Origin of the sequence: Luteibacter sp., assembly GCF_051958795.1 — a bacterium.
Classification (GTDB): domain Bacteria; phylum Pseudomonadota; class Gammaproteobacteria; order Xanthomonadales; family Rhodanobacteraceae; genus Luteibacter.
Map to the genome: position 1 here is coordinate 1 of NZ_JBQCFT010000303.1, position 6,700 is coordinate 6,700.

The 6,700-nt window shown below is 68.6% G+C and carries 6 protein-coding genes; 3 read left to right on the forward strand and 3 right to left on the reverse strand.

The features are described 5' to 3' along the window. Window positions 1-127: 127 nt before the first annotated feature. Window positions 128-1,267: a DNA-processing protein DprA gene (gene dprA, locus ACTHLF_RS15720; RefSeq protein WP_440328413.1), complete on the reverse strand. Its 1,140-nt coding sequence runs from the start codon at window positions 1,265-1,267 to the stop codon at window positions 128-130. 114 nt (window positions 1,268-1,381) lie between these two features. Beyond that, entirely contained in the window at window positions 1,382-2,536 is a 1,155-nt protein-coding gene (locus ACTHLF_RS15725) for a LysM peptidoglycan-binding domain-containing protein (protein ID WP_440328415.1), read from the reverse strand. A 208-nt stretch (window positions 2,537-2,744) separates the two neighbouring features. On the opposite strand from ACTHLF_RS15725, the gene def reads away from it, so the two are divergent. Genes def through rsmB form a run of 3 tightly spaced genes read left to right on the forward strand, consistent with a single transcriptional unit; the run spans window position 2,745 to window position 5,503 of the window. Beyond that, entirely contained in the window at window positions 2,745-3,248 is a 504-nt protein-coding gene (gene def / locus ACTHLF_RS15730; protein ID WP_440328416.1) for a peptide deformylase, read from the forward strand. Between the two features lie 3 nt (window positions 3,249-3,251). Continuing rightward, complete coding sequence (fmt, locus tag ACTHLF_RS15735; RefSeq protein ID WP_440328418.1) at window positions 3,252-4,196, forward strand: methionyl-tRNA formyltransferase; 945 nt, start codon at window positions 3,252-3,254, stop codon at window positions 4,194-4,196. After that, a complete protein-coding gene (gene rsmB / locus ACTHLF_RS15740; protein ID WP_440328419.1) occupies window positions 4,193-5,503 on the forward strand; it encodes a 16S rRNA (cytosine(967)-C(5))-methyltransferase RsmB in 1,311 nt (436 codons plus the stop codon). Before fmt ends, rsmB begins: the two co-directional genes overlap by 4 nt. Here rsmB and ACTHLF_RS15745 read toward each other — a convergent pair. Next, on the reverse strand, window positions 5,473-6,600 hold the full coding sequence (locus tag ACTHLF_RS15745) for a glycosyltransferase family 4 protein (RefSeq protein WP_440328421.1): 1,128 nt from the start codon (window positions 6,598-6,600) through the stop codon (window positions 5,473-5,475). The genes rsmB and ACTHLF_RS15745 overlap by 31 nt on opposite strands. Between the last annotated feature and the right edge of the window lie 100 nt (window positions 6,601-6,700).

The following is a 6,700-nucleotide window of genomic DNA, read 5'->3' on the forward strand; positions in this document are numbered from 1 at the left end:
CGATTCGACGATGAGGAGGTTCTTTGCCATGCGTAAGCGATTCCGAAGTCCGCCGGGCCGAGTGAACCCTAGCGTGTGTATATATTTAGTTGGAAACACACCCTCGTGTTGCCTGTCAAGCAGCGCTTCAGCGCACGACCCTCTGATAGCGGTTTCCCGGAAGGCTGGCGACTTCGCCCTCCAGCTCAAGCATCAGCAGCATCGATGACAAGGCACCCGGGGAGAGGGCCGTGCCGCCCACGAGGGCGTCCAAAAGGACGGGATCGTAACCCATGGCGTCGAGGAGGCGGCGATATTCCTCATCCTCGCGCCAGTCGAACGGGCCCTTTTGCCGTTTCGGCGCCGCGTGCCCCGGGCCGCCAAGCGCCAGCCTGGCCTGCAGCTCAGCCCCCAGTTCCAGGGCCGCCGGGCCAAGCGCCGCAAGGATCTCATCGCTGCGCTGGACCAGCCGGGCGCCCTCCGCGATAAGGGCGTGGCACCCCTCGGCCAGTGGATTGTTAACCGACCCAGGCACCGCGAAGACCTCCCGCCCAAGCCCACCCGCCTGATGGGCGGTGATCAGCGAGCCCGAGCGCAACCCCGCCTCGACCACCAGCACACCCAGGCTGAGCCCCGCGATGATCCGGTTCCGCATGGGGAAATGCGCTGCGCGCGACGGGGTGCCAGGGGCGAATTCGCTCACGATGGCCCCCTGGTCGGCGATGCGCCGGGCCAGCGCATGGTGCTTGCTGGGATAGACGATATCAGGACCGGTACCGATCACGGCGATGGTCGGCTCGCCCGCATCCAGGGCGCCGCTGTGCGCTACGCCATCGACGCCGTCGGTCAGGCCGCTGGTCACCAGCAGGCCGCCCGTCGCGAGCTCGCTGGCGAAGCGGCGGGCCGTGGCCAGACCTGGCGCCTGGGCCCTCCGGGCGCCGACGATGCCGATCTGGGGGCGCAGGAGCAGCGAGGCATCGCCCTTCACGAACAATGCCGCGGGCGCGTCGGACAAGGCCTCCAACTGCGGGGGGAAGTCCTCGTCGGTGCACAGGAGGAGCCGGTGGTCAGCCCCCTGCAGCCATGCCTCGTCGCGCGCGAGCGCGGTCTCGTCGGGCGCATCGAGCCACGCCCGGGTATCCGCGGCCAGCGTCTCCGCATGCCGCCGCATCCAGTCGACAACGCCCGCAGGCCCGCCGCGCAGGGCCAGCCCTTCACGCAGGCGGCGTCCACCGAGACCCGGGGTGCGGATGAGGAGAAGCCAGTGGCGGAGGTCGGAGTCAGTCATGCGGACAGTCTAGGGGGAGGCCGGCAGGCAGGCGCCCGGGAGCTGTTGTCGGCGCACGGCCATAAAAAAGGGAGGCCGAAGCCTCCCCCTTTCACACCACCGGGCGCCGGGCGCTTACTCCGGCAGCACCAGCTTGTCGCCGCGGCGCACGGGGCGCAGCGCGTCCATCACCAGCGCGTAGCTGACGTGGTCGAAGGTCTTGAACACCATCAGGTGCCCACCGAACTCATCCGGGAGCGTGGCGCTACGCGAGGTGCCGCGGCGGTTGTAGTTGCCGCTGACCTCATCGGAGATGGTCTCGCCCTGGCTCATCACCGTGAAGGTGGTGCCGTTGTCGACGCCATCCGCGCTGCCGGCCGAGATCGACACGACCTGGTGGCGGCCGACGCCATAGCGGGCTTCGGTCAGGCCGGTGACCCGCGGGTCGTTCGGCAAGGCCTTGGGCGCATGCGGGTAGAAGTACGGGTCGTACGGCTTGTCATCCACGGGCATGAAGCGATCGCCCGTGCGGATTTCCATGGTCGAATCGACGATCACCAGGCTCGAGATATCGCCGTTGGTGGTGAGGACTTCACCCGTGCCGATCACGGTCACCTCGACGCCCGCGTCCTTGCCGGTGCCATTGTGCGTGTCGTGGTACGTATCTTCACGCCACGGGCTCGGGTTCATCGACACATCGCTGTCGAGGTCATCGGCGACGAACGAGCCATGCCCGGGGTTGTTCACGGCATCCAGGTTGCCCTTGTCGTCGCCGTGGTCACGGAAGCGGTGGGTCGGGCGCACGATCGCCCAGCGCTGGCCCGGCGTGGCGCTATCGAGGTCGCGGGCATACACCTTGTTGCCCGGGATGCCGCGCAGGGCCGCATCTTCGAAGCCGACCACGTAGGGCGCGCTCTCGACGCTATCAGCGTCCATGACGCGCATGTCCTTCAGGAAGGTGCGCAGCTCGGACAGCGGAATGGCCGGGATCGCGTCTTCCTCGGTGCGGATCCGCGGCTGCAGGCCAACGCGCGGGGCACCGCCGAACATGCTCAGGTTGAGCACGTCGCCGGGATAGATCAGGTGCGGGTTGCGGACCTGGGGATTAGCCTGCCAGATCTCGGGCCAGAGCCACGGTTTGCTGAGAAATTTCGCCGAAATATCCCAAAGGGTGTCGCCCTTGCGCACGGTATAGGTATCCGGCGCATTCGGTCGCAACTGGGCCGCTGCGGCATAGACAGCCACAGTGAAAAACATGCCGCCGAGCAGCATGGCGAACTTCTTGATCATGGCGGGTTTTCCCCCTTCCCCGGTTCTGTCGCGAGTGTAACCGAATCGTTAACGGGCACAATATGTCACCACGCTCGCCGGGCCCTCGGCGTGAGCGTAGAATGTGTAGGCATCCTACAGGGTCGAAGCGCTTGGTTTTCGCCGACTTGCCCGCAATTTTCCGGGCATGGCGCGCCTCCCCCGGCCCGCAACCGTTCAAGGTGACACCGTGTCCACCCTTACCATCCTCGAATTCCCCGATCCGCGCCTGCGCACCGTCGCAGCGCCCGTTACCTCGTTCGACGCCGAGCTGAAGCAGTTCGTGGCCGATATGTACGAGACCATGTACGCCGCCAACGGCGTCGGCCTGGCTGCCACGCAGGTCAACGTGCACAAGCGCGTGCTGGTCGCCGACATGAGCGAAGACCGCAACGAGCCGCTGGCCCTGATCAACGCCGAGATCATCGAGAAGGACGGCCAGCAGGTCTACCAGGACGGCTGCCTGTCGTTCCCGGGCATCTACGCCGATGTCACCCGCGCCCTCAAGGTGAAGGTGAAGGCCAACGACGTGGACGGCAACGAGATCATCGTCGAGGCGGAAGGGCCGCTGGCCGTGTGCATCCAGCACGAGATGGATCACCTGGCCGGCAAGGTCTTTGTCGACTACCTGTCCCCGCTCAAGCGCAGCATGTTGCTGAAGCGTATGGAAAAGCAGCGCAAGGCCAGCGCCTGATCCATGGCGGCCCGTCCTTTGCGCGTGGTGTTCGCGGGCACCCCCGATTTCGCCGTCCCCTGCCTTGAAGCCTGCCGCGCCTCCGGTGCGGAGGTCGTAGCGGTTTATACCCAGCCCGACCGGCCCGCCGGCCGGGGGCGCAAGCTGGCGGCGAGCCCGGTGAAGGAAGCCGCCGTGGCAGCGGGCATACCCGTCGAGCAGCCGGAATCCTTCAAGGCCGAGGCCGACCGCGAACGCCTGGCTCGCTACGCACCCGACCTGATGGTGGTGGTGGCCTACGGACTCATCCTGCCGCGCAAGGTCCTGGCCATCCCGCGCCTGGGCTGCTGGAACGTGCACGCTTCGCTGCTTCCGCGCTGGCGCGGTGCGGCGCCGATCCAGCGCGCCATCCTGGCCGGCGACACCGAGAGTGGCGTCGACCTCATGCAGATGGAGGCAGGGCTCGATACCGGTCCCGTGCTGATCGAACGGTGCACGCCGATCACCGCCGACGACACCGGCGGCACGCTCCACGATCGCCTTTCCGCGCTAGGCGCCGAGGCGCTTGCCGAGGGCCTGCGCCGCACGCTGGTCGGTGAAGTACTCGCGCCTCGTGTACAGGCCGATACAGGGGTCGAATACGCGCACAAGCTCGACAAGGCGGAGGCCCGGCTCGATTTCACCCAGCCGGCCATCGCGCTCGAGCGGAAGGTGCGCGCCTTCGATCCGTGGCCGGTCGCGGAAGGCGATGTTGCCGGCGAGCGGCTGCGCATCTGGGCGGCACGCGCCGTCGAGGGACGGACCGGTGCCGCCCCCGGGACGGTGTTGGCCGCCACGCGCGATGGCATCGACATCGCCTGCGCCGAAGGCGCGCTGCGCCTCACGGCGGTGCAACGCGCCGGTGGCCGCCGCATCGGCGCCGCGGATTACCTGAATGCACGGCCGGAGCTGAAGCAGGCCGCTTCGTGAGCAAGGCGCCGTCCGTCCGCGCACTGGCCGCGGAAGCCCTTGCCAGCATCGCGCTGTCCGGCCATTCGCTTCGAGAGGCAGCCGACCGTGCGATGCCAAAGCTGGCCGACCCACGCGACCGCGCCCTGCTGACGGCCCTGCTCAGCGACGGAGCGCGCTGGTGGCCGCGCTTCGACGCCGCACTCGACCGCCTCCTCGACAAGCCGATCCGCCGGCACGAGCCGGTGATCCACGCGTTGCTCGTCACCGGGCTCGTCCAGCTCGAAACTCTGGAGCTGCCCGGCTATGCGGCCGTGGCCGCCACCGTCGAAGCGGCCCGCGAACTGCGCCGGCCACGTCTCGCCGGCCTGGTCAACGCCGTGCTGCGCCGCTGGCAGCGTGAACGCGAAACGCTCCTGGCTGAGCTCGACGCCAGGCCGGCTACACGGCACGCGCATCCCGCCTGGCTGGCCAGGGCGATCGAGCGCGACTGGCCAGTCCAGGCCAGCGCCATCATGGCCGCCGCCAACGTGGAGCCCCCGCTGATGCTGCGGGTAAACCGCCGTCGCGCCAGTCGCGACTCGGTGGCCGCCGGGCTAGCCGGCGCAGGCCAGGAGGTCGCACTCCACCCCTGGCTGGCCGACGCCCTGGTGCTGCCACACAGCACCGATGTGACGCGCCTGCCGGGTTTCGCCGAAGGGCACTTCGCGGTGCAGGACGGTGCGGCGCAGGTACCGGCGGACCTGCTCGATGCCCGCGACGGCCAACGCGTACTGGATGCCTGCGCGGCGCCTGGCGGCAAGGCCTGCCATGTGCTCGAACGCGCCGACGTCGCGCTGCTCGCCGTGGAGTTCGAAGCGTCACGCGCGGCACGCATCCGCAAGAACCTGGAGCGGCTGCACCTGGATGCGCAGATCATCGTGGGCGATGCGGGTGACAGTTCCGCGTGGTGGGATGGCCGCCCCTTCGACCGGATCATGATCGACGCCCCCTGTTCGGCGACGGGCGTGATCCGCCGCCGCCCCGACGTGCGCCTGCATCGCCGCGCGGCGGATATCGAGGCACTCGTCGCCCAACAGTCACGCATCCTCGCCGCATGCTGGGAGACGCTGGCCCCGGGCGGCAGGCTGCTCTACGTCACGTGCTCGCTACTTCGCGAGGAGAACGAAGGCGTGGTCGGTGCTTTCCTTGCCAGCCGAAGCGATGCCTCGGCCATCCCGTTCACGCTTCCCGTGGGCCAGCCCGCGGCTGTCGGCTGGCAGGTGTTGCCCGGCGACGGTGACCTGGACGGCATGTACTACGCCCTGCTGGAAAGAAGCCCGGCGTAAGCCTGTTCCGTCGCATCCACGAAGTGCTCGAGGCCGAACGCGGCCTCGGCGTGCGCACGTGCCGCTTGGCCCATCTGCGGCAGCGCCGGGCGTTGCGCCCAGATCCCACGCAGGGCCTCTGCGATCGCCACCCGGTCGCGTGCGGGGACAACCCAGCCGTCGCTGCCCTCGCGAATGTTTTCCGGGAGCCCGGCGTAGTCGCTGACCAGGACGGGTTTGCCCATGGCCATCATCTCGCGACACGCGAACGAGATGGTCTCCACATCCCACGACAGGACGAAGCCCGCGTCGAGGCCGGCGACCATCGGCCGCACATCGTCCAGCCTGCCGGTGAAATGCACGAGGTGCGCCACGCCTAGCGCCTGGATGCGCTCGAGCGCGTCGGAGCCTGGCAGCCCACCGGCAAGTACGACGCGGAAGCGCTCTCGCTCGCCGGGCCCCAACAAGGCCAGGGCCTCGACCAGGTCCATCCAGCCTTTGTAACGGGCCGTGCCCGCATTGCTGCCGACCACGAGCGCCGACGCATCGTCGGCCGGCGCGAGCCATGCGGCGCGCTCGGGCGGGACCGTGGTGGACGGCGAAAAACGGTGGATGTCCACGCCATTGAAGACCGTAACTAGGCGGCACTGCGCATATGGTGAAGCGGCGAGCTGCCGGCGCACGTACTCACAGACGGCGATCACCATGTCGGTCCCGACGCGCGCGCGCCAGCGGTGCCCGATGCCGGTCATCGGCTTCGAGTTGTGCTTGGTGAGTACGATGGCCGGCCGGTGGCGGAGCCCGCGGACGGCGGCCATCACCAGGCGATGGTCCGCCGAGCCATTCACGTGGACAAGGTCCGGCTCATGTTCACGCAGCCAGCCGGCAAGCTGGCGCAGCGCCCGGCGCCGTGCCACGAACTTGCCCAGCCCGTTGGGAAACGGCTGGTCGAGCACCGTCACCCCCGGTACAAGCCGTGCCTCACGATTGAGGCGGCTCCCCGGAGGCGCCGCCACATGAATCACGTGCCGTGCGGCGAGCCCTCGCGCCAGCCCCATGACGTACGTGGTGTGGCCACCGCCGTCCCCGGCGTGGAAATTCGTCAAGAGGACCTTCATGCCCGACCTTTGCGGTAGCTGAATTGCGGCCGGCTCACCGTGCACCCACGGAACGGCATCACGATCCGTTAAAGTAACATGTCTCGCGAGCCCGGCCTTC

Coding starts and splice junctions, on each gene's coding strand:
- dprA (WP_440328413.1), bottom strand. CDS start 1,267: ATGACTGACTCCGACCTCCGCCACTGGCTTCTCCTCATCCGCACCCCG.
- ACTHLF_RS15725 (WP_440328415.1), bottom strand. CDS start 2,536: ATGATCAAGAAGTTCGCCATGCTGCTCGGCGGCATGTTTTTCACTGTG.
- fmt (WP_440328418.1), top strand. CDS start 3,252: ATGGCGGCCCGTCCTTTGCGCGTGGTGTTCGCGGGCACCCCCGATTTC.
- ACTHLF_RS15745 (WP_440328421.1), bottom strand. CDS start 6,600: ATGAAGGTCCTCTTGACGAATTTCCACGCCGGGGACGGCGGTGGCCAC.